The organism is Photobacterium sp. 270122K (genome assembly GCF_059941365.1).
In genome coordinates, this window is record NZ_JBPOEN010000002.1 from 107,125 (window position 1) to 133,239 (window position 26,115).

25 protein-coding genes and 2 tRNA genes are annotated in these 26,115 nt (G+C 50.1%); 18 read left to right on the forward strand and 9 right to left on the reverse strand.

Annotation, left to right across the window (positions count from 1 at the left end; all coding sequences use genetic code 11):
• Window positions 1-36: 36 nt before the first annotated feature.
• Both cysK and cysZ read right to left on the reverse strand, forming a co-directional pair.
• The gene (gene cysK, locus ACSF8W_RS03710; protein WP_500845175.1) at window positions 37-1,005 is read right to left on the reverse strand and encodes a cysteine synthase A; all 969 of its coding nucleotides are present in this window, start codon (window positions 1,003-1,005) and stop codon (window positions 37-39) included.
• Window positions 1,006-1,217: 212 nt separating this feature from the next.
• Window positions 1,218-1,979 carry a sulfate transporter CysZ gene (cysZ, locus tag ACSF8W_RS03715; protein WP_500845177.1) on the reverse strand — a complete coding sequence of 254 codons (762 nt, stop codon included), beginning with the start codon at window positions 1,977-1,979 and terminating at the stop codon, window positions 1,218-1,220.
• Window positions 1,980-2,414: 435 nt separating this feature from the next.
• On the opposite strand from cysZ, the gene zipA reads away from it, so the two are divergent.
• From zipA to ACSF8W_RS03735, 4 genes are all read left to right on the forward strand, one after another.
• Window positions 2,415-3,797 (forward strand): cell division protein ZipA, encoded by a 1,383-nt coding sequence (zipA, locus tag ACSF8W_RS03720; RefSeq protein ID WP_500845179.1) that lies wholly within the window; start codon window positions 2,415-2,417, stop codon window positions 3,795-3,797.
• A 140-nt stretch (window positions 3,798-3,937) separates the two neighbouring features.
• A complete protein-coding gene (ligA, locus tag ACSF8W_RS03725) occupies window positions 3,938-5,953 on the forward strand; it encodes an NAD-dependent DNA ligase LigA (RefSeq protein ID WP_500845181.1) in 2,016 nt (671 codons plus the stop codon).
• 554 nt (window positions 5,954-6,507) lie between these two features.
• Entirely contained in the window at window positions 6,508-7,536 is a 1,029-nt protein-coding gene (locus ACSF8W_RS03730; RefSeq protein ID WP_500845183.1) for a porin, read from the forward strand.
• Between the two features lie 70 nt (window positions 7,537-7,606).
• Window positions 7,607-8,302 carry a DUF2057 family protein gene (locus ACSF8W_RS03735; protein ID WP_500845185.1) on the forward strand — a complete coding sequence of 232 codons (696 nt, stop codon included), beginning with the start codon at window positions 7,607-7,609 and terminating at the stop codon, window positions 8,300-8,302.
• Window positions 8,303-8,381: 79 nt separating this feature from the next.
• Here ACSF8W_RS03735 and ACSF8W_RS03740 read toward each other — a convergent pair whose 3' ends face one another.
• Window positions 8,382-8,579, reverse strand: a complete 198-nt coding sequence (locus ACSF8W_RS03740) for a hypothetical protein (protein ID WP_500845187.1) — start codon at window positions 8,577-8,579, stop codon at window positions 8,382-8,384.
• Between the two features lie 610 nt (window positions 8,580-9,189).
• Here ACSF8W_RS03740 and gltX point away from each other — a divergent pair.
• On the forward strand, window positions 9,190-10,614 hold the full coding sequence (gene gltX, locus ACSF8W_RS03745) for a glutamate--tRNA ligase (protein WP_500845188.1): 1,425 nt from the start codon (window positions 9,190-9,192) through the stop codon (window positions 10,612-10,614).
• 283 nt (window positions 10,615-10,897) lie between these two features.
• Window positions 10,898-10,973: transfer RNA gene (locus ACSF8W_RS03750), tRNA-Ala, on the forward strand.
• A gap of 107 nt (window positions 10,974-11,080) precedes the next feature.
• Here ACSF8W_RS03750 and ACSF8W_RS03755 read toward each other — a convergent pair.
• From ACSF8W_RS03755 to ACSF8W_RS03765, 3 genes are all read right to left on the reverse strand, one after another.
• On the reverse strand, window positions 11,081-12,376 hold the full coding sequence (locus ACSF8W_RS03755) for a mechanosensitive ion channel family protein (RefSeq protein ID WP_500845190.1): 1,296 nt from the start codon (window positions 12,374-12,376) through the stop codon (window positions 11,081-11,083).
• 204 nt (window positions 12,377-12,580) lie between these two features.
• Window positions 12,581-12,657 (reverse strand) — tRNA-Arg (locus ACSF8W_RS03760).
• Between the two features lie 60 nt (window positions 12,658-12,717).
• On the reverse strand, window positions 12,718-13,854 hold the full coding sequence (locus ACSF8W_RS03765) for a flagella assembly protein FlgT (RefSeq protein WP_500845192.1): 1,137 nt from the start codon (window positions 13,852-13,854) through the stop codon (window positions 12,718-12,720).
• Window positions 13,855-14,113: 259 nt separating this feature from the next.
• Here ACSF8W_RS03765 and ACSF8W_RS03770 point away from each other — a divergent pair, with 259 nt between their 5' ends.
• A complete protein-coding gene (locus ACSF8W_RS03770) occupies window positions 14,114-14,749 on the forward strand; it encodes a FlgO family outer membrane protein (protein ID WP_428476667.1) in 636 nt (211 codons plus the stop codon).
• Window positions 14,750-14,784: 35 nt separating this feature from the next.
• Window positions 14,785-15,210 (forward strand): LPP20 family lipoprotein, encoded by a 426-nt coding sequence (locus tag ACSF8W_RS03775; RefSeq protein ID WP_500845194.1) that lies wholly within the window; start codon window positions 14,785-14,787, stop codon window positions 15,208-15,210.
• A 174-nt stretch (window positions 15,211-15,384) separates the two neighbouring features.
• Here ACSF8W_RS03775 and ACSF8W_RS03780 read toward each other — a convergent pair whose 3' ends face one another.
• The 3 genes from ACSF8W_RS03780 to flgA all read right to left on the reverse strand — a co-directional run bounded on the left by ACSF8W_RS03780 (window position 15,385) and on the right by flgA (window position 17,045).
• Window positions 15,385-15,813, reverse strand: a complete 429-nt coding sequence (locus ACSF8W_RS03780; RefSeq protein WP_500845896.1) for a flagella synthesis protein FlgN — start codon at window positions 15,811-15,813, stop codon at window positions 15,385-15,387.
• A 23-nt stretch (window positions 15,814-15,836) separates the two neighbouring features.
• Window positions 15,837-16,157 carry a flagellar biosynthesis anti-sigma factor FlgM gene (gene flgM, locus ACSF8W_RS03785; protein ID WP_500845196.1) on the reverse strand — a complete coding sequence of 107 codons (321 nt, stop codon included), beginning with the start codon at window positions 16,155-16,157 and terminating at the stop codon, window positions 15,837-15,839.
• Between the two features lie 180 nt (window positions 16,158-16,337).
• Window positions 16,338-17,045 carry a flagellar basal body P-ring formation chaperone FlgA gene (flgA, locus tag ACSF8W_RS03790; protein WP_500845198.1) on the reverse strand — a complete coding sequence of 236 codons (708 nt, stop codon included), beginning with the start codon at window positions 17,043-17,045 and terminating at the stop codon, window positions 16,338-16,340.
• Between the two features lie 92 nt (window positions 17,046-17,137).
• On the opposite strand from flgA, the gene ACSF8W_RS03795 reads away from it, so the two are divergent.
• The 10 genes from ACSF8W_RS03795 to ACSF8W_RS03840 all read left to right on the forward strand — a co-directional run bounded on the left by ACSF8W_RS03795 (window position 17,138) and on the right by ACSF8W_RS03840 (window position 26,106).
• Entirely contained in the window at window positions 17,138-18,055 is a 918-nt protein-coding gene (locus ACSF8W_RS03795) for a chemotaxis protein CheV (protein ID WP_500845199.1), read from the forward strand.
• Window positions 18,056-18,072: 17 nt separating this feature from the next.
• Complete coding sequence (locus tag ACSF8W_RS03800; protein ID WP_500845201.1) at window positions 18,073-18,903, forward strand: CheR family methyltransferase; 831 nt, start codon at window positions 18,073-18,075, stop codon at window positions 18,901-18,903.
• A gap of 415 nt (window positions 18,904-19,318) precedes the next feature.
• On the forward strand, window positions 19,319-19,714 hold the full coding sequence (flgB, locus tag ACSF8W_RS03805) for a flagellar basal body rod protein FlgB (RefSeq protein WP_500845203.1): 396 nt from the start codon (window positions 19,319-19,321) through the stop codon (window positions 19,712-19,714).
• Between the two features lie 3 nt (window positions 19,715-19,717).
• Window positions 19,718-20,134: a flagellar basal body rod protein FlgC gene (gene flgC / locus ACSF8W_RS03810; RefSeq protein WP_428476674.1), complete on the forward strand. Its 417-nt coding sequence runs from the start codon at window positions 19,718-19,720 to the stop codon at window positions 20,132-20,134.
• A 19-nt stretch (window positions 20,135-20,153) separates the two neighbouring features.
• Window positions 20,154-20,867 carry a flagellar hook assembly protein FlgD gene (gene flgD / locus ACSF8W_RS03815; protein WP_500845897.1) on the forward strand — a complete coding sequence of 238 codons (714 nt, stop codon included), beginning with the start codon at window positions 20,154-20,156 and terminating at the stop codon, window positions 20,865-20,867.
• A 23-nt stretch (window positions 20,868-20,890) separates the two neighbouring features.
• Window positions 20,891-22,315, forward strand: coding sequence for a flagellar hook protein FlgE (gene flgE, locus ACSF8W_RS03820; RefSeq protein ID WP_500845205.1), 1,425 nt, complete (start codon window positions 20,891-20,893; stop codon window positions 22,313-22,315).
• Between the two features lie 340 nt (window positions 22,316-22,655).
• Entirely contained in the window at window positions 22,656-23,405 is a 750-nt protein-coding gene (gene flgF, locus ACSF8W_RS03825) for a flagellar basal-body rod protein FlgF (RefSeq protein WP_500845207.1), read from the forward strand.
• Between the two features lie 19 nt (window positions 23,406-23,424).
• Window positions 23,425-24,213 carry a flagellar basal-body rod protein FlgG gene (gene flgG, locus ACSF8W_RS03830; RefSeq protein ID WP_428476678.1) on the forward strand — a complete coding sequence of 263 codons (789 nt, stop codon included), beginning with the start codon at window positions 23,425-23,427 and terminating at the stop codon, window positions 24,211-24,213.
• 36 nt (window positions 24,214-24,249) lie between these two features.
• Window positions 24,250-25,002, forward strand: a complete 753-nt coding sequence (flgH, locus tag ACSF8W_RS03835; protein ID WP_500845899.1) for a flagellar basal body L-ring protein FlgH — start codon at window positions 24,250-24,252, stop codon at window positions 25,000-25,002.
• A gap of 42 nt (window positions 25,003-25,044) precedes the next feature.
• A complete protein-coding gene (locus ACSF8W_RS03840) occupies window positions 25,045-26,106 on the forward strand; it encodes a flagellar basal body P-ring protein FlgI (protein ID WP_500845900.1) in 1,062 nt (353 codons plus the stop codon).
• Window positions 26,107-26,115 lie beyond the last annotated feature (9 nt).

The following is a 26,115-nucleotide window of genomic DNA, read 5'->3' on the forward strand; positions in this document are numbered from 1 at the left end:
AGCTGAAAAACGGTAACTCATCATGTGAAAGTGTGATCACTGTTGGGTTTCTTTTTCAGTAAAAATACCGGCAAAGAGCGCGGTGGATAAATAACGTTCGCCTGAACTTGGTAGGATAACGACGATGTTTTTGCCCGCAAATTCGGGACGCTCTGCGACACGGTTAGCGGCAACGACCGCAGCACCGGATGAGATACCGGCAAGGATCCCTTCTTCTTCCATCAGACGACGTGCCATTTCAATGGCGTCGTCAGAGCTTACCAGCTCCACTTCATCAATCAAAGCTAATTCAAGGTTACCCGGAATGAAGCCAGCACCGATCCCTTGGATCTTGTGTGGCGCAGGTTTAATGTCGTCGCCGTTACGCGCTTGGGTGATCACTGGGGATTCACTTGGCTCGACAGCTACCGTGGTAATCGCTTTGCCTTTGGTCTGCTTGATATAACGGCTAACGCCCGTTAGCGTACCGCCGGTACCTACGCCTGAGACAAAGACATCTATCTCACCGTCGGTGGCATCCCAGATCTCTGGGCCGGTGGTTTTTTCGTGAATTTCAGGGTTTGCGGGGTTGTTAAACTGCTGAAGCAGCAAAAATTTGTCAGGGGCTGAAGCGACGATTTCTTCGGCTTTTTCAATTGCGCCTTTCATGCCTTTTGGCGCTTCTGTTAGCACGAGTTTCGCGCCGAGGGCTTTGAGCAATTTACGACGCTCAAGGCTCATGCTTTCAGGCATGGTTAATGTTAGTTTGTAACCACGTGCTGCGGCAACGAAGGCCAGTGCGACACCGGTGTTACCACTGGTTGGCTCAACCAGTTCAACACCTTCTTTCAGAAGGCCTTTTTTCTCTGCATCCCAAATCATGTTCGCGCCAATACGGCACTTAACACTGAAACTTGGGTTACGGGCTTCAATTTTAGCCAGCACATTGCCGTTGCTGACACGGTTGAGGCGTACTAGCGGAGTATTACCCACTGTTAGAGAGTTATCTTCGTAAATCTTACTCATAGTGATCGTTCCTTCGTAACACGTTCAAATTTAAATGACACACCCAGCATACTCAATGCAGGCAGATTGGAAAGGAATTTGTGGTTATATCTTATTGTTATGAAGGAGGATGGCAGAATAAAAAGGCGAGGTGGGAAGACAATGAAATACGTGTTTGATACGGGAGAAAAGCAAGGCAGGATCTGCCTTGCTGTGCCATGAATTCGGAAGGGTTAGTGTGCGCGGTATTGATCTCGGTAATTATCTACCCACATTGCCGTTGCGCCACAGACGGCAACCGGCATCACAAAGAGATTTACGATCGGCGTCATGGTGCAAACCATGACCAAGCTACCAAAGCTGAGGGACTTACCGCGTTTGACTTTTAGCGCGTCACGCATGGTGGGAAACGGCACTTTGTGGTTATCAAACGGGTAGTCGGCATATTGGATACTCATCATCCATGCGCTGAACAAGAACCACAGCACCGGCCCAACGGTCTGGCCGATCGCAGGGATCCACAGCAAGATGAATAACCCTAATGCTTTAGGCAGGTAATATTTCAGCTTGATCCATTCACGGTGCATGATGCGAGGCACATCTTTCATGATGGCGGCCATGCCCGCATCGGGCGCGGGTTGGCCCGTCAATTTGGCTTCGAGGTGTTCGGCGAGCAGTCCGTTAAACGGGGCGGCGATCCAGTTGGCAATGGTGCTGAACAAATAAGAGAAAGTGACCAGCACGGCAACGGTGATCAGAGGCCACAATAAGTAGGAGAGCCAGTCGAGCCATGTGGGTAACAGCGCCATCCAGCCGTCAATCCAGTCACTCAATTGGCTGAGAATAAAGCCGAATGCAGTGCCAAAGAGCACCATGTTGATAAGCAGTGGAAACAAGACAAAACGGCGTGTACCCGGTTGCATTGCTAAAGATAATCCACGGAAAAAATACCCCGCACCACTGAGAGGCGCTTGGATTGGCTGAGGGGGTTGCATAAAGGCTCCTTGGCAATCGTTGATTTTTTTGTACATTTGGCGTGGCCATGACTATCAATGATATTAACGGTGTTAGCTTGTGAGAAGCAAATCGGTGCCGTTAGCATAAATCAGAGGGGCAGTAAGTGGTTAAGGATTGGTCGATTGTGCGCTCAATAACGCTATATTGCATGAATCGCCACATTCACCTTCTCATTCTGTTTTGAGTTTTGATACATTAGGTGGGCGTCTCTTTTTTCGATGAAACCGTCAAAATGTGATACGTAGCAGAGTTCCGTCTCTTTACCTTGGAACCAACGCCATTTCTCTGTGGTCGGTAAATAGAGACAGAGGGATTTGTAATAATTGTGGTAGTGCCTGAAGGGATATCCAGACAGGTGGTGCTTTTTGGTTGATTCACCCTTGATGGGTAACAAGTAAATTCAGAGTATTCATATGCAGGAATTGCGTCTGGTTCTTATTATTGTCGGTGCCCTTGCGATCGCAGCGTTGCTGTTGCACGGTTTATGGAGTAGCCGAAAGGAAAAACCCGCCAAATTTGGTGAGAAACCATTAGGGAAATTGGATGATTCATCACGTGATTCAGACGGTTTCGATCAAGATGGGGTAGGCAGTGTTCGCGTGATGAACAATGAGGCTGCGCCCGTTGAACCTCTTCGAACGGAAAGGAAAGAACCAGCGTTACATTTCGGGGCGAAACCGGAAGCGGATCCGCTACTGGATAATTTCTCTGCGGATAGTCACCCTGCGGATAACGTTCCAGCAAACAGTACGCCAGTCGTCGCCCCTGAGCCTGTGATTGAGCCTCAACCGGTTGCCGCGCCACAAGCGGCGGCGCAAGACATTGTACAGCGTGCGATGGCACAAAATGTAGCGCCGACGGCGGAGGTAACCTCCCCGCAAGTGACAGCGCCGGCGGTGTCTGTGACGCCTCAAGCACAGGCGCCTGTTCCTCAGAGCCAGACGCCTCAGAATCCAGTGACTCACCGCCAAGTGTCACATGCAACCTCTGCGGCATCCGCCCCTGCTGCTGCGCCTGCGCCAATCACTGAGCCTGTGGTTACCCCGGCGGCTGCGATGCCAGAATCGGCAGCACCTGCTGCTCAAACGCGCGTTGAACCGACGTTAAGTGCGATGAATGAGACATCTGTGATTGAGCCGACGTTGACCATTGAAGACATTGAACGCGGCCAGCAACAAACGGCAGTGGAAGATATGATTGTGGTTGAACCGAGCGACCAACCTCTTCAGGTTGAACAACCGATCGCTCAGCCGCAACACGCTTCAGTTGTTGTGCCGGAGCCCGCGGTGGTTTCGCCTGCTGCACCGCAGCCTGAGATTGTTATGCCAGAGCCAGAGCCAGAGCCAGAGCCAGAGCCAGAGCCAGAGCCAGAAGTGCTGCCACCGGATTTCTTGGTGTTGAACGTGCATGCTCGCCATGGTGATGTGCTACGCGGTAATAAGCTCTTCACGGCGTTTGAACAACACAATCTTATTTTTGGTGAAAACGCGGTCTATCACCGTCACAGTGATATGGCGGGGACAGGGCCGAGTTTGTTCTGCGCAACCAACATGGTGCACCCTGCGCACTTCCCGGATGGTGGGAACGAGCAGTTTGAAACCCCTGGGGTGGCGTTCTACTTGATGTTGCCATGCCAAGCGGGACGCGCCGATCAGTCGTTTAACTTGATGTTGCAAACCGTCCAACGCATTGCGGATGTTCTGGAAGCGGATGTGCTTGATCACGAACGTAACTTGATCACACCACGCCGTATCACGGAATACCGCGAGAAAGCGATGCGCTACTCGCACGCTTAAGCCGCAGGGCGACACCTTTATTTTTTGAGCCCTTTATACCTTGTTGTATAAAGGGCTTTGTTTTTTTGTACTGCGCGATATCTGTTCATGAAGTCCGTCATGAAAGAGGGCGGAGTCATCGAATATGAATAGGAAAAACAATGAGTCATGATATTCAGCAGCAATTGAATGCGCTGCGCGATCGTCTTGCCTATCACGGTCATCGCTATTACGTCGAAGATAATCCTGAGATCCCGGATGCTGAATATGACCGCATGATGCAAGAGCTATTGCGATTAGAAGCCGCGCACCCAGAACTCATCAGCATGGATTCACCAAGCCAGCGTGTCGGTGGTACACCACTTGACGGATTTACCCAAGTGAAGCATGAGATCCCGATGCTGTCGTTAGATAACGCGTTTAATGACGACGATCTACGTGCGTTTGAAAAACGCCTGCGTGATCGCTTGCCGGGTCACACTGATGTGTCTTACTGCTGTGAACCGAAGCTGGATGGCTTGGCGGTCAGTTTGATGTATGTCGATGGTGTATTGGTGCAAGCGGCGACACGCGGTGACGGTGCTACCGGTGAAAATATTACCGAGAATGTGCGTACCATTCGTGCCATCCCGCTGAAACTGCAAGGAAGCGATTGGCCAGCGCAGTTGGAAGTGCGTGGTGAAGTATTCATGCCGAAAAAAGGGTTTGATGCGCTCAATGAACGCGCATTAAAGAAAGGCGAGAAGCCCTTTGCTAACCCACGTAATGCCGCTGCAGGCAGTTTGCGTCAGTTGGATTCCCGTATTACCGCCACACGTCCGTTAAGCTTTTATGCGTATTCTACCGGGGTGGTGGAAGGCATGACGTTGGCAGATGGCCAGTACGAGCGCTTAGTCCAGCTCAAAGCGTGGGGCTTACCAATGTGTCCGGAGATCCACGCGTTGGATTCGATGGATGCGGTGATTGCGTACCATCAATCCATTGGTGAGAAACGCATGGCGTTGCCGTATGAGATTGACGGCGTGGTTATTAAGATCAATGCCATTGAAATTCAACAACAATTGGGTTTTGTAGCGCGTGCGCCACGCTGGGCGATCGCGTATAAATTCCCAGCACAAGAAGAAATGACCCTGCTGAAAAATGTGGAGTTTCAAGTTGGCCGTACCGGCGCGATCACGCCTGTCGCCAAATTGGAGCCGGTATTCGTCGGCGGGGTAACGGTCAGCAATGCCACCTTGCATAACGCCGATGAAATTGCGCGTTTAGGTGTGATGATTGGCGATACCGTAGTGATCCGCCGCGCAGGAGATGTGATCCCGCAGGTGGCGTCGGTGGTGGAATCTCGCCGTCCCGAAGAGGCTCAAGCGATTGTGTTCCCGCAAACCTGCCCTGTGTGTGACTCTAAAGTGGAGCGCGTCGAAGGCGAAGCGGTTGCGCGTTGTTCCGGTGGCTTGTTCTGTCAGGCACAGCGCAAAGAAGCCCTGAAGCACTTTGTGTCACGTAAAGCGTTGGATGTTGATGGTTGTGGTGAAAAGGTCATCGAGCAGTTGGTTGATCGTGAAATGGTGACGACACCAGCCGATCTGTTCACCCTGTCAGCAGGCGTCGTGACGGTATTGGAACGTATGGGGCCTAAATCGGCACAAAAGCTGGTGGATGCTTTTGCGGCTTCCACGCTCACAACGTTGCCACGTTTCTTGTATTCATTAGGCATTCGCGAAGTCGGTGAAGCGACCGCTGCGAACCTGGCTAACCATTTTGAGACACTGGAAGCGATTCAGTCAGCATCAAAAGAGCAGTTGATTGAAGTGCCGGACGTGGGCACCATTGTGGCCGCACACGTGTATAACTTCTTCCGCGAAGCCCATAACCTTGATGTGATCACACAATTGCTTGCCGTTGGTATTCATTGGCCGGTGATTGAAGCGCCGGAAGAGGGCGCAGTGCGACTGCTAGAAGGCAAGGTTGTGGTACTGACGGGATCGTTGTCTCAACTGTCACGTTCGGATGCAAAAGCCGCTTTGCAGCAACTAGGCGCGAAAGTGACGGGCAGTGTCTCTAAAAAGACAGATTTGCTAGTCGCCGGTGAGGCCGCGGGGTCAAAATTGGCGAAAGCCCAAGAGTTAGGGATCGAGATTTGGGATGAGCAAGCGTTGGTTGATTTACTCGCCCGTTAAGCACATTGCTATAAATGTGTGAATTTTGGTCAAAAGATCAGGCTCTGCCATGCATGTGGCGGAGCTTTTTTTTGCTTACAAGTGGAGGAAAATAGCGGGCAACGGTTTTTTTGTACTCCGAACCTAGCAGGTAAACGGAAGCCGTTAAGGCAAAAAATGACAGATGTAACTAATTTGCTAAATAAAATATTCTTTCGAGGTGACTCGCATTTTTAATACGTAGGTTTTTTGCAAGTAATTGTTTTTATTTGTTTTGTTTGTTTTTTTGTTGCCTTGGTTGCGGTATTTTGATCGCGATCACTAATACGCGCAAAGTTTGCACTGAGTCATATTTTTAACACAATAAATTAAGTTCTCATTGATGTTTTTCAGGGCGAAAGTAGTCTTAGTGAGGAAGCAGACAGAGGTTCAACCAATAGGTTCAATCAAAGCGCTAAAAAAATATGAATTAGTCGGATTCACCGGCTGACATATCGGGAGAGTTACTTGCAGCCTTCGGCGGCCAACCTTTAAGGCGCAAGTAAACACAGCTAGTATTTTTAGGAGTTTTTTCCATGGAAATGTTCAAACGTACGCTACTAGGCGCTGCAATCGCAACAGCAGCAATGGCTTCAACAGGTGCTAACGCAGCAATCGATCTTCTAGACGGCAACGTGCAGCTTTACGGACAGGCTGCTGGTTTCATGATGTACGATTCACCTGATGCTGCTGGTAAAGATGACACTATCACTGCTAACATCGAATCACGTATCGGTTTCCGTGGCACAGTGGATTTTGACAACTTCGGTCCAAACCTAGTATGGCAAATCGAAGGTGGTGATGCATCAAACAGCGGCGGTAACGCTGACGGTACTGGTAGCTTCGGTGGCCGTGATACATACCTAGGTTTCGACTTTGATGGCGTGGGTTCATTCAAATACGGTCGTCAGCTAGTTGCTGCTTACAACTACGTTGACTGGCCACACTCAAACCCAGGTCTAGGTAACGTATTTGACTGGAACAACGACATTTCAGCAAACTTCGAAGACCGTGCAAACCACGTGCTACGTTTTGACTCTGCAAACTTTGGTGGCTTTAACTTCCAAGCGACTGCAAGCAACATGGACACAGCGACTGACAACATCGCTTACAGCCTTGCTGCATCTTACAGCGCAGACATGTTCAGTGTTCACGCGGGTTACTACTTAAACACTGAAGAAACAGCGGCATCAGACGGTTCTGCATACACCATCTTCGGTGGTTCGATGTTCTTCGGTAACATCACGCTAACGGCGGCTGGTAAGTACATGACTGTTGATAACATCGGTGGCGGTGAAGACAGCCAGTGGGCATACTCTGCAACAGCACAGTACGTTCACAACGGTGCATGGGTTTACAAAGTAGGCTTCGCAGGTACAGGTGAAGCAGACTACGCTGATGGCACAACAGGTTCTGATACAGACGATATGGCAATCACAGGTCGTCTAGGTTACCTACTACCAAGCGCATACCTATACACTGACATCCGTCACTACAACATGGATGGCGGTACAGATGCAGGCGACACAACGCGTCTACTAATGGGTGTTGAATACTACTTCTAATTCCTAACCCGATTTAGAATGACCAGAACGAGCATTGATTTTCAATGCTCGTTTTTTATAGGAGAGATTAATGAAACTTGGAAAAGCCGTACTTTTTGCCAGTGTGTTTGCCGCAATGAGCAGTGCACAAGCAGCCGTAAATGTCGAATTTGCACCAGGCGTAGAGTCGATGTTTGTGAATGGAGAAAAAAAGCTTAATCTCTTAGAATCGACTGAAAACGTCACACTCAATAATGGTTTAAACCAAGTTGTTGTCCGCGTATCGAAATTAATCGAAGGGCAGGGGCAATTAGAAAAATACCGCTCTGTACCAATCGTGATGACGTTTGAAGCGAAAGACCAAACCGTTATGATTGAGCCAACGATGCGCTTGATCAGTGCCATTGATCAAAGTAACTTTGATGCTGACCCATCAATGAAAATTGTTGCTAAAAATGGCAGTGCCGTGAAGGCGAACATTGATATCTTACCGAGAAATAAAACGGGTGATACATCAACGCTTTTTGGCCGTAATTTTGACAAAGAATTGGCGATGTATAATCGCTCACAAGGTTATGCGATTGCAGCAGCAGCGAAAGTCGCCCCAGCACCTGAACCAAAAACATTCCAAATTATCGGTGCAGGTAGCGTTGATACACAAGCGGCAGTTGCAGTGCAGCAGCCTGTGGTGTCAGGAAACAATGCGATGATTCTGATGCAAGCCGATTTCTTGCGCCTATCTGAAGCACAACGCCTATCATTCCTTAAATGGGCGAATCAGCAATAATCTTTTTGTCATACGTCTAACTGACGTATCGACCAACAGTATTCCTAGGGAGTGGTCTCACCACTCCCTGACTGCTTTACTAGTTCAACTTGCCGTTTTTTTGCATGGTGCAGATCATTAATGGGATGTAGTCGACGCTGCCGTCAGGCAGTTTGCAATCAACCCATGGCCCTGCCGCGGAAGAACCATTACCCCCACCGCCTTGCGTGCCACTCGCAAAAACACTGCCAGAAATAAATAGCATCGTAGCCATTGCTGCAATTAGTAATCCTTTCATACACACCTCGATGAACGTAGGGAAAGTGTATTCCTTTACTAAACGAAGATAATTCAATCCGTTGCTTATCGTTGAATTAAGTTTATGTATAGCCGTCACAAAAGATCAAAAAAAACACACAAATAAATCTAATTTTTTATTCTCAATTAAGTGTTTTATTTATTTTTCTTTTATTTCAGTTGCTTATGGTTATTATTGGTTTTGTGGGGATGAGGGGTGAATCGTGCTTCTTATTTTTAAGAGTGAAGTTTCTTTTCGTGTAAATATAAATACGCTTCATTGTCTTATATTTACGACAGGATGAATTTAAAATAAGTACTATCCTGCTCGATTTAATGAGGCATTATTATTTTAAATAAATGAAAAAGTGACGATAACGAGAGGAACGGTATATTCACGTTGGCGGTGATGAAAATGGCACTTGATCCTTGTCGTGCTTACGAAGGCGCTTGTTGATGGCACCTGTTGTTTAGCCCTCATGCCCTGCTGTTGCTCTGTATGGCAGGTTGTCTTCATGATTGTAGATTTAGCCAACAGTGATAGAATAACAGCCATTTTCCCGATCAGCGGGATCTGATCCGCTGTAACTTCATTAATTAGGTAATGTTCAATGACGGTTAAAACTCGCTTTGCACCTAGCCCAACAGGCTTCTTGCACGTAGGTGGTGCGCGTACAGCGCTATATTCTTGGTTGTTTGCTAAACACATGGGTGGCGAATTCGTACTTCGTATCGAAGATACAGATCTAGAGCGTTCTACACAGGAAGCGATCGATGCCATTATCGAAGGCATGGAATGGTTGGAGCTGAACTGGGACGAAGGTCCTTACTACCAGACCAAACGTTTTGATCGTTACAATGAAGTGGTTGATCAGCTACTGGCTGAAGATAAAGCGTACAAGTGTTACTGCCCGAAAGCGCTACTTGACGAACTGCGTGAAGAGCAAATGGCTGCAGGCCTGAAGCCGCGCTACGATGCAAATCACCCGAAAATTGTGGCAGCAAACGCCGCGGCAACAGAAGCGTCTCCGTTCTGTATCCGTTTCCGCAACCCGAAAGAAGGCACGGTTGTCTTTGAAGACAAGATCCGTGGCCGTATTGAAATCGCAAACAGCGAGTTGGATGACTTGATCATCCGCCGTACTGACGGTAGCCCGACGTACAACTTCTGTGTAGTAATTGATGACTGGGATATGGGTATTACCCAAGTGGTACGTGGTGAAGACCACATCAACAACACCCCACGTCAAATCAACATCTATGAAGCATTGGGTGCGCCAGTGCCTGAGTTTGCACACTGTGCAATGATTCTGGGTGACGACGGTGCGAAACTGTCTAAGCGCCACGGTGCGGTAAGCGTGATGCAGTATCGTGACGAAGGTTACCTACCACAAGCGCTACTGAACTACTTGGTGCGTTTGGGTTGGTCTCACGGTGATCAGGAAATTTTCTCACTGCAAGAGATGATTGATCTGTTCAGCCTTGAATCAGTGAGCAAGTCTGCTTCTGCATTCAACACTGACAAGCTACTTTGGTTGAACAACCACTACATTAAAACGGCTGAGCCAGCGTATGTGGCGAAGTACCTGCAATGGCACCTTGATCAGAAAGAAATTTCGACTGAAAACGGTCCTGCAGTAACAGACGTGATCACCCTAGTGGGTGAGCGTTGTAATACGCTGATCGAATTGGCTGAGCAGTCTCGTTACTTCTTCCAAGACTTTAACGAGTTTGAAGCGGGTGCGGCGAAGAAACACCTACGCCCAGTGGCGAAAGACGCGCTAGCGTTGGCATTGACGAAAGTGGATGCACTGACTGAATGGACCACTGAAAACCTACATGCTGTGATTGCACAAGTGTGTGAAGAGCTTGAGCTAGGCATGGGTAAAGTGGGTATGCCGTTGCGTGTAGCTGTTACCGGTCAAGGCCAATCACCGTCTGTTGATGCTGTGATGCAACTTGTGGGTAAAGCGCGCGTTATGGCACGTATCCAGATGGCGCTAGACTTTATTGCTGAGCGTGAAGCAAACAGCTAATCATTGCTTGTCGTAGTGATAGCGTGAAAATCTCGAGCGGAAAGCGAAAGCTTTCCGCTTTTTTATCGGTTTATTTTCACTTTTTCTCATCTTCATTCTTTTCTTTTGCTTTTCTGATTCTATCTTGTCGATACTCGATACTCGATACTCGATACTCGATACTCGATACTCGATACTCGGCATAAATGTGATCGTTTTCTCAGTTTTCGTGTGTTCTCATACATTGTTGGTATCGGTGTATTGACATGATTTACTTAAGTTTTTATTATCAGTTTCAGATTTTGGGGCTATAGCTCAGCTGGGAGAGCGCTTCGCTGGCAGCGAAGAGGTCAGCGGTTCGATCCCGCTTAGCTCCACCAAATTTCAGAAAAAGACCTGACATTGTCAGGTCTTTTTTTATGCCCGTTTTTTATACCTGTTTTTTATGCCAGATGCTTTATGTTAGGCATAAAACATCAGGTATAGCTCATTGACTCTCTTTGGTGCCAATTAAGCTGGCATCATAGCCACCAAAAGCCTGATAAGGGCGCAGGTCAAACAACGGCATTATCGAATAAATATGGTCAAAAATATCGGCCTGTACCCCCTCGTAATACGCCCAATCCGTACTGTTCGTGAATGCATAAATTTGTAATGGAAGCCCTTCTTGTGTAGGCGCCAACTGACGGACCATCAGTAACATATATTGGTGAATGTCATTGTGTGAACGCAGGTATGTACTCAAGTACGCACGGAATATCCCTATGTTGGTTAACTGCCGCGTATTGAGGGTATGAGGAATGTCATCCAGCGCCTCATTAAAGGCATCAATCTCTTTCGTTTTTTCAAACAAAAACTCGCGCAGTATTCTCACTTCTTTTAATGCTTCAATCTCATCCGGCGTCATAAAACGGATTGAGGTGACATCGACATAGACCGAACGCATGATCCTACGGCCACCAGAATCCGACATTCCCTGCCAGTTGATGAACGGGTTTTGCACTAACGCATAAGCTGGCAACATGCTGATGGTATTGTCAAAGTTACGGACTTTTACCGTGGTCAGCGAAATCTCTTCAACGGTACCGTTCGCGCTGAAGCCGTCCATTTCAATCCAATCATTCAGGCTGATCATGCGATTCGCCGACAGCTGGATCCCCGCGACAAAGCCTAAAAGGGTGTCTTTGAAAATCAACATGACAAAGCCGGTGGCCACGCCTAAGCCACTGAGGAAAATGACCGGCGATTCGTTGGAGAGAATTGAAATGCCGACGACGATACCGATAAGAAACGTGAATAGCTTGATTAACTGAACAAAACTTTTAATGGGCATGCGGCGGGTGATGCCTTTGACGGAGGCAATGTCATTCAGGGCATCAAGTAGGGCAAACAGCATCCAGAGAAAGATGACGACAAACGTCACGCTCAGTACCCGATCAGTGATGGTCGAAAGTAAGTGATCGTGGCTCAGTATTTCGGGAATGAGTTGATCGAGGATCATCACAGGAATGAGTAGGGCGAGTTTTTCCAGCACTTCAAATTGCGTCAGGCTGTTGCCCAGTGTTTCTTTATTGCGCTTTAACATCGAATTAATCAAGCGTACAAGGATCCGGTGCACGATCAGGTAGACCACCACCGCGATCCCGATTGCGGCAAAAATGAAGACCGCGGTGAGTTCCGTATCGTAAGGGGAATGAGTCGCCCCTGTGCTGTTTAATTTTTCCGTAATGTACTTTCGGACGCTGTGGTTCAATAAAAGCTCGTCTTTTGCTTTCAAGGTCATAGCCGGCTTCCATACTCGAGAGAAAGAAAAGGATGGCGTGGCAGTGTGTTTTCATCCCATCAGACTGTAAGTCTAGTTCTCATCAGCTTTTATTGATGCTCACGAAGGGGAAATAAGGCAAAAGGGTAAGGGAAGAGGAGGAGAAAGCGGCAAGCGGTAACAGAAAGCAAAACGCCCAGCATAGGCTGGGCGTTTTGATGAAGATGGCGCTCCCTACTGGAGTCGAACCAGTGGCCTTCCCCTTAGGAGGGGGACGCTCTATCCGTCTGAGCTAAGGAAGCAGCAAGTCATTGCTTGAGCGGGTATTATACAAAATTATCGCCAGAGATTAAGCGTAACTTTTAATTTTGAATCTGTTTGGTCAGCAAATCACCAGGCTGAATGCTGCTTGCCAATTCTGCCTGCTCAACGTGTAATTCTGCCGATTTTTCATACACCCGGTCGACCGTTAAGGTGATCCCGGTTTGTACCATACGGTTACGTGGGGTGCCATTTTGATCAATAAAGCCCGCGCTGTGCCATAACGCCAGGCGATCACCCGCTTGCACCCCGTGAATGCGGCCAGCGTTAATTTGCACCGTATTGCCATAACTGTTGACCACCTGCGGCAAGCTAGCGCGGCAAGAAAGGTTGCTTTCAAGATCCAGCATCATATTACGGCTGATGCGCTGAACCGCTTGGCCATAGCTGGATTGCCAAAAACGTGCACTCTGGGTGTCCACTTGGCTGACGCGCGCGAAGGGCCATTGAGCGATTTCGCGGTAGTTGTTCTGCATCAGAATTTCGCCGGTTTTACCGTCCATGATCTGCAAGCTCGCTGCAAACTGGCGATGAATGTTGTCATCATTGCGGCCTTTTTGATCTAGCGTGGAGGTCAGGTCGGTAATTTCACCGCTGACAATGTATTGCGCGTCGTTATCATCGGCCAGCATGGTCATCGCATCGGCTTGGCTTGGATTGATTGGAACGCGCGTCACATCGGCTACCACAAAGCTTTGAGATTGACGGCTGATTTGACGCTGTAAAATGCGGGTAAAAGATTGACCGATCGGGTAAATCGCCCCTAAAGCGGCGTGCTGTGGCGACGTGAGGGTGAACTCGCTGAGCAGAATGCCTTTCTTGTACTGTACCTTGTGGCAAGTTTTTGCCGATGGGTACACATCCACCCGTGCGGTGAGGTAAAACTTGCCGCCCCGCTTACGGGTTTTGATCACCGACACATGGCGCACTTCGCTGCCGCTGAATTGGTACTCTTTGCGCTCTGTCGCCAAGTAGTCACGCAAATTGTGCATGCTGGCAATGTTCGCACCGGAATACTGCATGGCCTGATACACCGCATCTTCGAGTGCGTTTTGACGGGCAGCACTTTCACTTTCTAGCTGCACGGCAGAGCCGGTGACTTCAAACCACGCTGCAAACAGGGGAGAAGAGAACAGCAGGCTCAGGCTACTCAACACGATAAGACAACGATTTTTCATTAATTAACACTCAGGCTCAACATGGGTATGAATATTGCTAGTCTTTGGCAAGTGAAAGAGAAAACGGACCGTTTTGTGTGGGCGCTTGGCCCCCTTCGATCACCGCAATGATAAGCGTTATGCAAAGAGTGTTCCCATTAGTCAACATGGGATGAATTAGCCCGTTGAGGATGAATCGATAAAGTTTTTATCGCGTCGTACGATAACAAGTTAATTGGGTATACAGCCGCACGTCTTTCCTTACCTGGAGCTGGTTAGAATGAAAAATTGGATTGTCTTGATACTGGCGATGATGACCGTATCTTGCGCCTACTCCCCGATCTATGACGGTAAAGCCCCGTACACCGGGAGCGCGTTTCTGTTACAAGAAACCCCGCGCCATACCATGGACTTTTTTATCGAAAGCATGACCGAGCAGCTTGTCACTTCTAATCAATACCTGACGGCAAAAACGCCGTTGGCGGTGACCTCGTTTGTCGACTTGCAGGCCATGAATGAAACCAACTGGCTAGGCAACATCGTGACCGAAGGGTTTATGTACCAGATGCAGCAACGCGGTTACACCGTGGTGGACTATAAAGCCACAGGCGGGATCAAAGTGACGCCGGAAGGGGATTTTGCTATCAGCCGTAATTGGCGTGAGTTAGCGTCTGAGCAGCCGGTGGATTATGTGCTGACGGGCACGATGTTGCGTCAGGGCGGCGGTATTTTGGTGAACGCCCGTATTATCGGCATGCGTTCACGGGTCGTGATTGCCTCGGCGCAAGGCTTTTTGCCGGCAGATCGCATTGGTCGTGATTTGGATACCTTAAATAAAATGCGCCTTCAAAATGGTGTGATCATGCGCAGTGACACACAGAAATTTGACCGCAATAACGTGATTTTAAAACCTTAAGCACCGCGCTTAAGTTGAAAAAAGTGGAGAACAACATGCGTTACTGGTTATGGCTGGTGGTGTTTAGCTTAGTGGGTTGCCAGCCGTTGGCAGAAATTCGCAATGAAAATGTGCTCTCGGCGGTCGGCTATGCCTCGGTCAGCGAGCAGCGTGGCCGCACGGATGAAGAAAAGCGTATCCGCGCGATGCGGGCGTCGAAAATCGATGCGTACCGTGAACTGACCGAGCAAGTGTATGGCATGCGCATCAGCGCCCGTGCCGGTATGGAAGATCAACAGCTCGGCATGGAAACCACGGATGGCGCCGTCGATGGCATTATTCGCGGGGCAGAGGTACTACGCAGCTACCCGGTGGGTGACAGTTATGTGACCGAACTGCAGTTGGATTTGCGCCGCATGGAGCGCATGAAGAGCCACGGTGAAGTGTATCAAGTACCGACCCATCAAGAGACGTTGTTTTAAGGGAAGCGCAGGGGCGAGTGACGAGTAGGGGCGGGACGCGTAAAAGCTGAAAGAGCAGAAGCAAAGGCGAGTAGAAGCGGAACGAGCAAGAGCCTGAGGAAGAGCAAAAACAGGGACGAGAAAAAGCAAAAGCTGGAGCGCCGTGAACGAGTGGCGCCCGCGTCTGGTGTTGATTTAGGCTTTGATATTCGTCCCCAGTGAACGAATGTTTTGTGCCATCCCTTCGCTGGTGTAGGTCATCTGGTGTTTGCCGCGGCTTTGCTGAAACAGGTTATTGAGTTTGTGAAAGCTAAGCTGTGCCCGTTGCAGGGCTTCGCCGTTGATCTGATTGCTCTCTTTACAGCGAGCCACGGTGTGTTTGATCTGCGTGACTTGCTCTGCCAGTGTTGCATCATCGACTAACAGTTGGCGTTGGGCATGACTGGCAATTTGATGATCGTGTTGTTGGACTTTATGGATCAACGCCAGTTTTTCGCTCGCCAATTGGGCGATATCCGCCGCTTTGCGTTCAACGATGGCTGCTTTCTCTTGCTCAAGCAAACGCGACAACGACACCAAGGTGGCGTGTTGTAATGACAGTAATTGTTCTAGCGACGCAGACATCATGGGTTCTCTATTGGCATGCGCTACATGCCGCGTAATTCATCTTCAAATTTTAGCATGTTAGATGCCAGCTTTTCCGCGTCAACCACATAGCTGCCGTTGGCAATGGCGTCTTTGATCGCCGCCACTTTGGTGCTGTCAAAGCTGGGTTCTGTCGCTAATTGCTGATGAAGCTGACCGACAGCTTTACCTTGTGAGCTCAGTGACACGGCATCTCCCATTTTGTGCTCAGAGGTTGAGCGTGAAGCGCCTTGCGTCGCACCGGCTGACGAACCGGTTGCAGTGTTCTGCAAAGTACGGGCAGTCAGAGGTTGGCTGGACCGAAAAGCGTCAATACTTGCCATAAACGAAGTCCTTGGACGAAAAAATCGAAATACACGGCTTATGTCGGCGGTAAGTGGCAGAACTTTAGCCCTAATTTGTGTCTGTTTTATTTCTATACAGCATAGTTCATAAGGCGCAAGAGCACTTAGGGTGTGTCCCTTAATTATTTGCACCATCGTTATCGGTCCAAAATTCGTGACCTAGTAGCTGACGCTCACGTCGCTAACCCCGGTGACCACCGCATCAATAATGCGTTTAGATTTGCTGTTTTGTACCCGAACTTGCTCGCCCAATGAACCGTCAGACAGGGCGATGCCTTTGGTCATAATACGCAATCCCTTGCCGCCCGCGCGAATCGTCACCGCATCATTGCGACAAACGACACAAATATCATTACCGAGCACCGCATCGCCCATTTGGACATTGCGCTTTATTTTGGCTCCGACGATTTGTTCTGGGCGATCAAAGGCCACACCGCGCTGAAAGCGCAGCTCAATGTGCTGAACTTGTAGATCGTCTGCGGTGATCACATGCCCGCGCCCCAGTGGACGCGTCGCGACGACCCGTGGCAATAACAACTGGGTGCGGACTGGCACATACACTTGCCATTGCGGCTGGGCACAGCGGATCAGTACGGTGACATTGCCGCTTAAGGTTTGCTTACCGGGTATTGTCGCTTCCAGCGGTGTCGGGCAGTCGGTAAAGCGTAAGCGGCTGTCGAGTGCGGCGGCTTCAACCTGCAACGTAGCATTATGGGGCGGGTTAATTTGCGCGGAAACAAACTGTTCAGCCGTCTGTTGTACGGTTTCTTGTGGCGATAAAGGCGCAGCCGTAATAAATGTGCTAAAGAAAATGCCAATGAGGCCGATGATAGACCAAATGAATGATAATTTTGTTCTTTGGATCACAGGTGTCACTCGATACTGATAGGCGAATTAGCATGATAATTCCCATTGAACACATATCAACAAATAAAAACGAATAACATGGAGTCATCCTTATGTCGGGGATCATGGATTCAGTTAACCAGCGTACGCAGCTTGTGGGACAAAACCGTCTTGAGCTGCTGACGTTCCGGTTACAGCGTCGCCAGCGTTACGGAATCAATGTCTTTAAAGTGAAAGAGGTACTGCAGTGCCCTAAATTGACCACCATGCCGAACTTGCACCCGTTGGTGAAAGGGATCGCGCACATCCGTGGTCAGACGATTTCAGTGATTGATATGAGCTTGGCAACCGGTGGCCGTCCGATCGAGGATTTGGATAACTGCTTTGTGATCATCTCTGAGTTTAACCGCTCGATCCAAGGCTTCCTGGTGTCTTCTGTTGAGCGTATTATCAACATGAACTGGGAATCGATCCTGCCGCCACCCAAAGGGGCGGGACGAGCTAACTACTTGACGGCTGTGACGGAAATTGATGGTGAGTTGGTTGAAATCTTGGATGTTGAGAAGATCCTGGATGAGATTTCACCGGTGAATACCGATATTTCTGGCACCGTACTTGAAGAACTCGTGGATGCCTTGCCAGAGGTGCGCCGCGTGATGGTGGCTGATGACTCCAGTGTTGCCCGTAAGCAGGTGCAGCGCGCGATTGAAGCCATTGGCTGTGAGTGCCTGTTGGTGAAAGATGGCAAAGAAGCCATCACGACGCTGCGCAACATGGCGAAGGAAGGCGATATCCATCAGCAGTTGGCTTTGGTCATTTCGGATATTGAAATGCCAGAAATGGATGGCTACACCCTGACGGCTGAGATCCGTAACGATCCGTCGCTTAAGAATCTGCATGTGATTTTGCATACTTCACTGAGTGGGGTGTTCAACCAAGCCATGGTTGAAAGGGTGGGTGCGAATGCATTTATTCCCAAATTTAACCCGGATGAACTCGGTGCAGCGGTAAAAGCCGCGATGCCAAAATAAAACAATTAGAGAAGCAGATGACAGCCATAACCATCAACGATCAAGAATACCGTGAATTTTGTCGTTTTCTTGAAGCCCAGTGTGGGATTGTTCTCGGTGACAGTAAACAATATTTAGTGCGCAGCCGATTGACGCCTCTGCTCAGTCGTTTTTCGCTCACCACCTTATCTGAATTACTGCAATTGGTGATTTCAGGGCGCAACCGTGAATTGCGCGTGGCCTCTGTGGATGCCATGACGACCAATGAAACGCTGTGGTTCCGTGATACTTACCCGTACACCGTGTTGGCTGATAAAATTTTGCCTGAATTGGCGGCGTCGAAGCGTCCGATCAAAATTTGGTCGGCGGCCAGTTCATCCGGTCAAGAACCGTATTCCATTGCGATGACGACACTGGAAATGCAGATGCGCCGTCCGGGCGTATTGGCCGGTGGCGTGCAGATCACCGCCACTGACATTTCGCAGACCATGTTGGATGCGTGCCGTGCCGGCGCGTACGACAACTTGGCGTTAAGCCGTGGTTTGTCACCGGAGCGTCGTCGTCAGTTTTTTGAAGACAATGGCGATGGTCGCATGCGTGTGAATGATAAGGTGAAGCGTATGGTGAACTTCCGTCCGCAGAACCTGAAAGACAGCTACGCGCTACTGGGCAAGTTTGATGTGATTTTCTGTCGTAATGTATTGATCTACTTCTCGCCAGAAATGAAAGCCAAGGTGCTAAACCAAATGGCGATGAGCCTGAACCCGGGCGGCTACCTGCTGCTGGGCGCGTCCGAGTCCTTGACCGGCCTAAGCGACAAGTTTGAGATGATCCGCTGTAATCCTGGGATCATTTATAAGCTGAAATAAGGGCAGGGGCGAGTTTCGAGTCTGAAGGGACGAGGAAGAGCGGGTAAAGCAGGGGCGAGTTTCTAGGGACGAGTCTCGCTGCGCTTCGAGTAAAAGCGTAAAAGCAGGTTCGAGTTTCGAGTCATGCTGCGCGCCGAGGGACGAGTAAAAGCGGTTCTTGGCACGAGACACGATAGAAAAGCAAGCGTGAAAGCGTTTGCTTTTTTTATGGTTTTTGAAAACCGGCCCACAGGCCCACCCGCTTCTTCTGCCTTTCCTCGAAACTCGATACTCGTTGACTCGTCCCTTTGCCCTAGTCCCTGTTTTTCCTGCTTTTCCGCTCTTCCTCGTCCCTTTTAACTCGCCCCTCGTCCCTCTCTCATAAAACTGGCACAACCTTTGCTTCTTAATTCGCAATGAATTTTGGAGGCAGTTTATGTCCATCTCTTTTGATAAAGCATTGGGTGTGCACCAGTACACCGTAGGTGTCCGTGCCAAACGTGCGGAAACACTGGCAAGTAACATGGCCAACGCCAACACGCCGGGCTACAAGGCAAAAGACATCGACTTTCAACGCGCATTGAATGCGGCAACGTCAGGGGCAAATATTGGCCTCAGCCGCACCAATGGTCGGCATATCTCTGCCTCCACACAGGTGTCGGGTGAGCAGAAATACCGCGTACCTACCCAACCGGATACCGGTGACGGCAATACCGTAGACGCCCAGCTCGAGCAGAACTTGTTCATGCAGAACTCGATTGAGTATCAAGCGTCGCTCGATTTTCTTGGCTCAAAGTTTAAAAACCTGAGCAAGGCATTGAAAGGACAATAATGCATGAGTCTGTTTAATATCTTTAATGTATCCGGCTCAGCCATGAGTGCGGAATCGGTACGTTTGAATACCACGTCGAGTAACTTGGCGAACGCCAACAGCGTGAGCAGCTCGGCCAATGAAACGTACAAAGCCCGTCATCCGATTTTTGCGGCGGCGCTCGACAGTGCCAGCTACCAGCGTGAAGACAGTGTACCGGTACAAGTCAAAGGCATCGTAGAAAGCGAAAAACCACTGCGTGCGGAGTACAACCCGGATCATCCGCTGGCCAATGCCGAAGGCTTTATCTACAAGCCGAACGTCAATGTGATGGAAGAGATGGCGAACATGATTTCCGCGTCCCGTTCATACCAAAGTAATGTCCAAGTTGCCGACGCCAGCAAACAAATGCTGATGAGCACCTTGCAGATGGGCAAATAAGGATTAAGGAGATTCAGTGATGACCAGTATTCAAGGCGCCGGTCAAAGCGGCCTGTCCTATCTTGACCAACTCAAGGGGATGCAAGAGAAAAAGCTGCAGGAAAACCAGAAAGCGACCGGGCAGAATGAGCTCAAGCAAGAAGATTTCCTGTCGTTGCTGACCAAACAGTTGGCACAACAAGACCCGTTTAAACCCGTGGGTAACGATCAGATGATCGCTCAGATGGCGTCATTCGCCACCGTGGATGGTATCAGCCAGATGAACGAACAGTTCGGCAGTCTGAATGACGCGATGACCTCGAACCAAGCGCTGCAAGCGTCGTCATTGGTTGGCCGTGATGTGTTGATCCCAAGCTCGACTTCCGTGAAAGGGGCCGAGGGGGGCATGGCTGGCATGGTACGTTTGCCGGAAGCGTTGGACAACATGATGGTACGTGTTGAAAACGAACAAGGTCAGTTATTGAGAACCTTCGATATGGGCGCGAAACCACCGGGTGAGCACCGTATTGACTGGGACGGCAAAGACGAAAGTGGCAATCCTTTGCCGGAAGGGCGTTACACCCTGAAAGTGGCGGGCTTAGTGGGCGGTGATAACCGCGAATTTGATGTATCCACCTATGCCAACGTGAACAGTGTGCTGCTGGGCAATGGCAGCGGCAGTGTGATGCTAAACCTGGCGGGGTTTGACTCGCCATTCAAACTGTCCGACGTACTTGAAGTCGGTCAGGTCTAAACGGACAGTAGGAGAATCACCCCATGGGATTTAACATTTCACTCAGCGGTATCGGTGCATCACAAAAAGATCTGAATACCACCAGTAACAACATTGCGAACTCCAACACCTACGGCTTTAAAGAGTCGCGTGCTGAGTTTGGCGATGTGTATTCCAGCTCTATTTTTTCTAACGCCAAAACCACCACGGGTGGCGGTGTGCAAACATCGGTTGTCGCACAGCAGTTCCACGAAGGTTCGAGTGTGTACACCAATAACCCGATGGACTTACGTATTTCCGGCAGCGGTTTTTTTGCCGTGGCCGATGACAAATTGCAGCCACAGAACAACAATTTGACCCGTAACGGCGCCTTCCACCTGAACAAAGACAATCAGGTGGTGAACTCCGAAGGTCAGTACCTGTTGGGGTATCAGGTCGACCAAGGCACGGATCAGGTTAGCTCTTACGAAGCCCAAGCCATGGTGGTACCGGATCAGTTTGGTCAGCCTCGTGAATCGCAGAACATCAATATTGGTGTGAACGTACCGGCATCCGCACCGGCAAAAGATCCGGCGCGTTTTGACTTTAACGATCCGAGCACTTACAACAAATCCACCTCAGTGACCATGTATGACTCACTGGGTCAGCCGTACAAAATGACCTCGTATTACGTGAAAGACAACGGCGGTGATTCGGCTGAGCCGCCATTGGGTCCCGATGGTCAGCCAGTTGAAGGTGCAAAAAGTCAGGGGGCTGAAAACCGCTGGGCGGTCTACTACACCGTGACCGATTCGACGGGCGAGAAAGCGCTCGACATTAACATGACACCGGAAGGTGACGGTGAAGTGGCCTCTGGCGCGGCGTCTGGCCCGATGGGCAGCACCGGTCATCAGGGTCACTTTATTGAATTTAACACCGACGGTTCGGTGAAGTCTGTGAACAACGGCAACCCGATCATCACGCAAGCTTTGGGTACGAGTGAAGAGCAAGGCGGCGCAGGGGTGAACATGAACGGTGCTGATATGGCACAAACCTTGAACATCAATTTTGATCAGCCGACCCAATACGCAGCGCCGTTTGAAATTCGCCGTTTTAATGAAGATGGCGCGACCACCGGCTTCTTGACCAAAGTAGACATCGACGGCAAAGGCTCCATTGTTGCCACGTACAGTAACGGTGAGAACGTCACCCTTGGCCGTGTGGCCATGGTGCGAGTAGCGAACGAGCAAGGCTTGGTGTCGAAAGGCGGCACGCAGTGGGTGTCAGGCCAAGATTCGGGTGCGGCTATTTGGGGCGAAGCGACCCAAGGCGCTTTTGGTTCGATCAAGAGCGGCTCTCTGGAGCAGTCCAACATTGACATGACCCAAGAGTTGGTGGACTTGATCACCGCGCAGCGTAACTTCCAAGCTAACTCCCGAGCATTGGAAGTCGATAATCAGCTTCAGCAGACCATCTTGCAAATCCGTTAATCGGCGATTGTACGTATGGTGCGCGATGGCGCTGTCTACTGGACGGTTCGCCATCGCGTTTCTTCTTTCTTTTTATCCTGCTTCTTTCTCGTATCGTCATATTATTGGCGGTAAAAAGGGGCGTGATGCGCTTTATCTTCTGTTGCGATAAGCCTTTTCTTTTCCTTTTCATCTTTATCGTCAAAATATTGACGACTGTTTGTTGCCATGACTTGTATCTTTCATGGTTGAGCGTGACATTTCTCTTCGTTTTATCAATAACGCCTTGAATCACCGTGAGCCTCTCTCGGTGGCATAATTATTGCTTAAAAATCACCAACAGTGATTGGGAGAGTCAATAATGGATCGTGCTTTGTATTTGGCCATGAGTGGCGCGAAGCAAGACATGTATGGCATGCAAGTACACGCCAACAACCTTGCTAACGTAAGAACAACCGGTTTTCGCGCAGATCTCGAACAGGCCCGAAGCATGCAGGCGTATGGCGAAGGCTTACCGAGCCGCGTGTTTGCCATGACGGAACGTCCGGGACAAAGCTTTGCGCAAGGATCTGTGATGACCACGGGTCGTGACCTCGACGTGGCGATTGAAGGCGATGGCTGGCTGACCGTATTAGATGCGGGGGGCCAAGAAAGCTTTACCCGTGCGGGGCATTTGAAAATAGACGAAACCGGCCTATTGCAGAACACCAATGGTAACTTGCTGGTAGGTGACAGCGGCGGCCCGATCTTCATTCCTCTTCCAATCAGCAAAATTCAAATCGGCAAAGACGGCACGGTGTCCGTGTTGCCGCAGGGCGCCCCACCGGATGCGATGGAAGTGATTGATCAGATCAAACTGGTCAAGCCAAACCACAAATCGCTGTTTAAAGATACCGATGGCTTGTTTAAGACTAACGTTCCCGGTGAAACCTACGATGCGTCGCCGGAAGTCAGCTTGCTGACGGGTGCATTGGAAGGCAGCAACGTGAATGCCGTGGGGGAGATGACCAGTATGATCGATCTTCAGCGCCACTTTGAAATGCAAGTCAAACTCATGAAAACCGCAGAAGAAATGGATGCCGCGTCATCATCATTGCTGCGTTTAGGCTAACCGATAAAAGGAAATTCAGATGCATCCAGCTTTATGGGTCAGTAAAACCGGCCTTGACGCCCAGCAAACCAATATTTCGACCATTTCTAATAACTTGGCGAATGCCTCGACCGTGGGCTTTAAGAAAAGTCGTGCGGTGTTTGAGGATCTGTTTTATCAGAACATTAACCAGCCTGGCGGCCAGGCGACGCAGGATACGACACTGCCGACCGGTTTGATGCTGGGTGCGGGTTCGAAAGTGGTGGCGACACAGAAAGTGTTCACCCAAGGCAACACGCAAACCTCCAATAATGCGATGGACATGATGATCGAAGGGGAAGGCTTTTTCCAAGTCTTGATGCCTGACGGTAACATGGGTTACACCCGTAACGGCCAGTTCACCCTGAATGGAGACGGGCAGTTGGTTACGACGGGCTCCGGTTATGTGTTGCAGCCTGAAATCGTGGTGCCGGAAGATGCGGTTGGCATCACGGTCGGTACCGATGGTGAAGTGTCGGCGCGTATTCGTGGCCAGCAAGAAAACCAGGTATTGGGTCAGCTCACCACTGTGGGCTTTATCAATCCAGGCGGCCTTGAGCCTGTGGGTCAGAACCTGTTCTTGCCAACCGGTGCCAGCGGCGATCCGCAGGAAGGCGTTCCCGGCTTAGCGGGATTGGGCTCGATTCGCCAATCCATGCTGGAAACCTCAAACGTGAACGTGACGGAAGAGCTGGTCAATATGATCGAAGCCCAGCGCGTGTACGAAATGAACTCCAAAGTGATTTCGACCGTGGATCAGATGCTGAGCTACGTGAACCAGCAGCTATAACGAGTAATGACTGTGAAAAATAACCATTGGGCACTGTTGATCGCCCTTGCCGCGTTCATGACAGGCTGCGCGCAAACACCGGACGAAGGGTCGGATGTGGTCGCGGGCACCACCACGGTGGATGCGGTAGAAGGCAGTACACAGCCCGATGATGGCTTGGTGGATAAACTGCGTCGTCGTGAAGACCCGCAAGCTGGGGATCCGGCATGGGCGCCGATCCGCCCGCCAGAAAAGCCAGAACATTACGCAACAGCAACGGGTTCACTGTTCAGTACCGCCTACATGCAAGACTTGTATGACGACACCAAACCCCGTGGTTTGGGCGACATCGTGACGATCATGTTGGAAGAAAACACGCAGGCGAAAAAAAGCGCCAGTGCTGATTTGGATAAATCGACCGATTTGTCGATGGATCCTGTGATGCTCGGGGGTAAAGACGTCACCATTGGTGATCGTAATCTGTCTTACGGCATGAGCAATGCTAACTCCTTTACCGGCAGTACCTCGGCAGATCAAAGCAACAGCCTACAAGGTTCGATCACCGTCGAAGTGATTGAGGTATTGCCGAACGGTAACTTGTTAGTACGGGGTGAAAAGTGGCTGATGCTCAATACCGGTGAAGAGTACATCCGTGTCAGCGGCACGTTACGTCCGGACGACATTGATCAGGACAACACCGTGTTATCAACCCGTTTGGCCAATGCACGGATCCAATACTCGGCGACGGGTGAACAACAAGATATTCAAGAGCAAGGCTGGTTGTCTCGCTTCTTCAACGTCAGTATTTAACAGGACAACAGCGTGAAATTGCACTTTTTGTTGGGCGCCGTGATGATGTGTGTGATCGGGTCGGCGCAAGCCGCACGGATCAAAGATGTCTCACAAGTGGCCGGTGTGCGTAGCAACCAATTGGTGGGTTACGGTTTAGTCGTGGGCTTACCGGGAACGGGGGAAACCACGCCGTTTACCGATCAAAGCTTCAATGCCATGCTGCAAAACTTCGGTATTCAGTTGCCGCCGGGCACCAAGCCGAAAACCAAGAACGTCGCTGCTGTTGCGGTCAACGCCACCTTGCCAGCGTTCACCAAACAAGGCCAGACCATCGACATTACGGTATCGTCTTTGGGCTCCGCCAAAAGCTTGCGCGGCGGTACCTTGCTACAGACTTTTTTAAAAGGTTTGGACGGCAAAGTGTATGCCGTGGCCCAAGGCAGCTTGATGGTGGGGGGCTTCTCGGCCACCGGTGCGGACGGCTCTAAAGTGGTGGGGAACACCCCAACCGTGGGGCGGATCAGTAACGGTGCGATCGTTGAACAAGAGATCCCGAACCCGTTTGCGCGCGGTGACTACCTGACGTTTAACCTGTTTGAGTCCGACTTTACTACCGCACAGCGCATGTCTGACGCGATCAATGGTTTCTTGGGGCCGCAAATGGCCGCCGCTGTGGATGCCACCTCGGTGCGTGTGCGCGCCCCGCGTGATGTGAGTCAACGTGTGGCGTTCTTGTCGACGATTGAGAACCTCGAATTTGATCCGGCGGCGGGTGCGGCCAAGATCATCGTGAACTCCCGTACCGGTACCATCGTGATCGGCCAGAACGTGAAACTGCGTCCTGCGGCGATCACCCACGGTGGCATGACGGTCTCGATCAAAGAGAGTTACAGTGCCAGCCAACCGAATGCGTTTTCGGGCGGTAAAACCGTGGTGCTGCCTAACTCGGGCGTGCAGGTCAATGAAGAAGAATCACGCATGTTCAAATTTGAACCGGGCGTGACCTTGGATGAATTGGTCAGTGCGGTGAATCAGGTGGGCGCTGCGCCGTCAGATCTGATGGCCATTTTGCAGGCCTTAAAACAAGCCGGTGCCATCGAAGGCCAGCTGATCATTTTGTAATGTGTTCAT

Bases quoted from the DNA above. Each gene is read 5' to 3' on its own strand.
- flgM (WP_500845196.1), bottom strand. From the start codon at position 16,157: ATGGCAAGTATTGACGCTTTTCGGTCCAGCCAACCTCTGACTGCCCGT.
- ACSF8W_RS03780 (WP_500845896.1), bottom strand. From the start codon at position 15,813: ATGTCTGCGTCGCTAGAACAATTACTGTCATTACAACACGCCACCTTG.
- ACSF8W_RS03840 (WP_500845900.1), top strand. From the start codon at position 25,045: ATGATGTGTGTGATCGGGTCGGCGCAAGCCGCACGGATCAAAGATGTC.
- zipA (WP_500845179.1), top strand. From the start codon at position 2,415: ATGCAGGAATTGCGTCTGGTTCTTATTATTGTCGGTGCCCTTGCGATC.
- ACSF8W_RS03775 (WP_500845194.1), top strand. From the start codon at position 14,785: ATGCGTTACTGGTTATGGCTGGTGGTGTTTAGCTTAGTGGGTTGCCAG.
- ACSF8W_RS03800 (WP_500845201.1), top strand. From the start codon at position 18,073: ATGACAGCCATAACCATCAACGATCAAGAATACCGTGAATTTTGTCGT.
- ACSF8W_RS03755 (WP_500845190.1), bottom strand. From the start codon at position 12,376: ATGACCTTGAAAGCAAAAGACGAGCTTTTATTGAACCACAGCGTCCGA.
- flgB (WP_500845203.1), top strand. From the start codon at position 19,319: ATGTCCATCTCTTTTGATAAAGCATTGGGTGTGCACCAGTACACCGTA.
- flgC (WP_428476674.1), top strand. From the start codon at position 19,718: ATGAGTCTGTTTAATATCTTTAATGTATCCGGCTCAGCCATGAGTGCG.
- flgD (WP_500845897.1), top strand. From the start codon at position 20,154: ATGACCAGTATTCAAGGCGCCGGTCAAAGCGGCCTGTCCTATCTTGAC.
- cysK (WP_500845175.1), bottom strand. From the start codon at position 1,005: ATGAGTAAGATTTACGAAGATAACTCTCTAACAGTGGGTAATACTCCG.
- ACSF8W_RS03770 (WP_428476667.1), top strand. From the start codon at position 14,114: ATGAAAAATTGGATTGTCTTGATACTGGCGATGATGACCGTATCTTGC.
- ligA (WP_500845181.1), top strand. From the start codon at position 3,938: ATGAGTCATGATATTCAGCAGCAATTGAATGCGCTGCGCGATCGTCTT.
- gltX (WP_500845188.1), top strand. From the start codon at position 9,190: ATGACGGTTAAAACTCGCTTTGCACCTAGCCCAACAGGCTTCTTGCAC.
- ACSF8W_RS03730 (WP_500845183.1), top strand. From the start codon at position 6,508: ATGGAAATGTTCAAACGTACGCTACTAGGCGCTGCAATCGCAACAGCA.
- ACSF8W_RS03740 (WP_500845187.1), bottom strand. From the start codon at position 8,579: ATGAAAGGATTACTAATTGCAGCAATGGCTACGATGCTATTTATTTCT.
- flgF (WP_500845207.1), top strand. From the start codon at position 22,656: ATGGATCGTGCTTTGTATTTGGCCATGAGTGGCGCGAAGCAAGACATG.
- ACSF8W_RS03735 (WP_500845185.1), top strand. From the start codon at position 7,607: ATGAAACTTGGAAAAGCCGTACTTTTTGCCAGTGTGTTTGCCGCAATG.
- cysZ (WP_500845177.1), bottom strand. From the start codon at position 1,979: ATGCAACCCCCTCAGCCAATCCAAGCGCCTCTCAGTGGTGCGGGGTAT.
- ACSF8W_RS03765 (WP_500845192.1), bottom strand. From the start codon at position 13,854: ATGAAAAATCGTTGTCTTATCGTGTTGAGTAGCCTGAGCCTGCTGTTC.
- flgE (WP_500845205.1), top strand. From the start codon at position 20,891: ATGGGATTTAACATTTCACTCAGCGGTATCGGTGCATCACAAAAAGAT.
- flgG (WP_428476678.1), top strand. From the start codon at position 23,425: ATGCATCCAGCTTTATGGGTCAGTAAAACCGGCCTTGACGCCCAGCAA.
- ACSF8W_RS03795 (WP_500845199.1), top strand. From the start codon at position 17,138: ATGTCGGGGATCATGGATTCAGTTAACCAGCGTACGCAGCTTGTGGGA.